General features: G+C 67.0%; 2 protein-coding genes. Both read left to right on the top strand.

The genetic code is table 11. The annotated features are described in order from the left end of the window. Positions 1-1,331 (top strand): phosphotransferase family protein (locus tag WC597_RS17120; RefSeq protein WP_372695274.1); only part of this gene is annotated, 1,331 nt, incomplete at its 5' end. Between the two features lie 20 nt (positions 1,332-1,351). After that, on the top strand, positions 1,352-2,622 hold a 1,271-nt coding region (locus tag WC597_RS17115; protein ID WP_372695272.1), incomplete at its 3' end, for an acyl-CoA dehydrogenase family protein.

Here is a 2,622-nt window from a genome sequence, read left to right as displayed (position 1 = left end):
CTGCGTTGATGGCGCGCGTTGCTGGCCCTGGTGTTTTGTCGGGTCTGGAGCGTTTGTCTGGTGGCGCGAACATGGAGAGTTTTGCGTTTGATTGGGCGGGGCCGGAGGGAGGGGGCGCCTATGTTCTGCGCCGGGCGCCGTCGGCGGATTATATGGCGGACCGTCCGTTCGGCCATGGTGACGAGGCGGCGCTGGTGATGGCGGCGTTTGATGCGGGGGTGAAGGCGCCCGAGGTTGTCGGCGTGCTGGAGCCGGGCGACGGCCTGGGCACGGGCTATGTGATGCGGCGGGTGATGGCGGAGGTGTCGCCGGCGAAGATATTGGCCGACCCGCCGTCGTCGCTGCTGGGGGACTTGGGCCGCGAGCTGGCGCGCATCCATGCGATCCCGATGGAGAGCGTGCCCGATGCGATCCCGCTGATGGACACGGCGACGGCGCTGGCGGAGCTCAAGGCGCGCTTCGGGTCGTATGGCGGCGACCGACCGGTGATCGCGCTGGCGATCAAATGGTGCGAGGATCATCTGCCCGCGCCGGTCTCGCCGGTGCTGGTGCATGGCGATTACCGGATGGGCAATGTGATGGTCGATGTGGGCAAGGAGGGCGGGGGCCTCGCGGCGGTGCTCGACTGGGAGTTGGCGCATCGCGGCGACGCGCATGAGGATCTGGCGTTCGGCTGCATGACGGTGTGGCGCTTTGGCCAGCTCGACAAGCCGGCGTTCGGGGTGGGCAGCCTCGCCGATTACTTCGCGGCCTATGAGGGTGCGGGGGGCGTGAAGGTTGACCCCGCGCGCTTCCGCTTCTGGCTGGTCTACCGGACCTTGTGGTGGGCGCTGGGCTGTTTGCAGATGGGGCAGGCGTGGCGGAGCGGCGCCGACAAGACGGTCGAGCGCGTCGTCATCGGGCGGCGCACCGCCGAACAGGAGCTCGACCTTTTGTTGCTGCTCGAAGACGGGGCGCCCGAAGGCGAACGCGCGGCGCCGCTGCCGCCATCACCCGCCGCTGCATCCGCGCCGACGGGCGAGCCGACGAACCGCGAGATCGTACAGGCGGTGCGCGACTGGATCGAGGCATCGATCAAGCCGGGGGCGGAGGGCCATGCGAAGTTCGAGGCGGTGGTCGCGATGAACGCGCTCGGCATCGTGCTGCGCGACCTGGAGGCGGGGGTGCGCGCCGAGGATGCGGCGCTGGCCAAAGCGTTGCTGTCGGGGGCGACGACGCTCGCCGAACCCGGCCTGCTCGCGCGGCTGCGGCGCGATGTGCTGGATAAATGCGCGGTCGACAGCCCCAAATATGCCGCGCTGGCGGCGGCGCGCGCCCAGTGGGGCGGATAAGGATAAAGGGAGAGAGAGAGATGGACTTTGCGATGCCCGCCGACCTCACGGCGTATCTGGACGAGCTTGATACATTTATCGAGGCCGAGATCAGGCCGCTCGAGCTGGCGGACGACAATATCCGCTTCTTCGACCACCGCCGCGAACATGCGCGCACCGACTGGGACAATCAGGGCCTGCCGCGCGAGGCGTGGGAGCAGCTCTTGAAGCAGGCGACGAGGCTGGCCGATGCTGCGGGGCACTGGCGCTTCTCGGCGCCGAAAAAATATGGCGGCAAGGACGGCTCGAACCTGTGGATGGCGGTGATCCGCGAGCATTTTGCCGCGAAGGGCCTCGGCCTCCACAACGACCTTCAGAATGAGCATAGCATCGTCGGCAACTTCCCGTTCGTCGAGATGTTCGAGCAGTTCGGCACCAGCGAGGCGCAGAAGCAGGAATTTATCCTCGGCGGGTTCGAGGGCAGGCGGCGCACCGCCTTCGGCCTGACCGAACCCGATCACGGGTCGGACGCGACGCATATGGAAACGCGCGGGGTGCGCGAGACGCGCGATGGCGTCGATGGCTGGCGGATCGACGGGCGCAAGATGTGGATCACCGGCATGCATGTCGCGACGCACTGCGCGACCTTCTGCCGCACCAGCGGCGACGACGGCGATGCGAAGGGCATCACCTGCCTGCTCGTCCCCACCGGCACCCCCGGCATGACGGTCGATGAATATATGTGGACGTTCAACATGCCGACCGACCATCCGCGCATGACCTTCGACAATGTGTGGGTGCCCGACAGCGCGCGGCTCGGCCCCGAGGGCGGCGCGCTCGCGATCGCGCAGAGCTTCGTCCACCAGAACCGTATCCGCCAGGCGGCAAGCTCGCTGGGCGCGGCGGTGTTCTGCATCGAGGAGAGCGTCAAATATGCGCGGGCGCGCAAGCCGTTCGGCGAGGCGCTGGCGAAGAACCAGGCGATCCAGTTCCCGCTCGTCGAGCTGGCCACGCAGGCCGAAATGCTGCGCCTGCTCATCCGCAAGACCGCATGGGACATGGACAACACCCCGCACAAGGAAATCGAACACACCCTCTCCGACAAGGTCAGCATGTGCAACTACTGGGCGAACCGCCTCGTCTGCGAAGCCGCCGACCGCGCGATGCAGGTCCATGGCGGCATCGGATACTCGCGCCACAAACCGTTCGAACATATCTACCGCCACCACCGCCGATACCGCATCACCGAAGGCGCCGAAGAAATACAAATGCGAAAGGTCGCCGCATATCTGTTCGGATATCTCGGGCCGCG

The sequence above is a fragment of the Brevundimonas sp. genome, assembly GCF_041648115.1.
Taxonomy (GTDB): domain Bacteria; phylum Pseudomonadota; class Alphaproteobacteria; order Caulobacterales; family Caulobacteraceae; genus Brevundimonas.
Note: the sequence above shows the minus strand (reverse complement) of the source record. Positions and strands in the feature narration are given on the sequence as shown.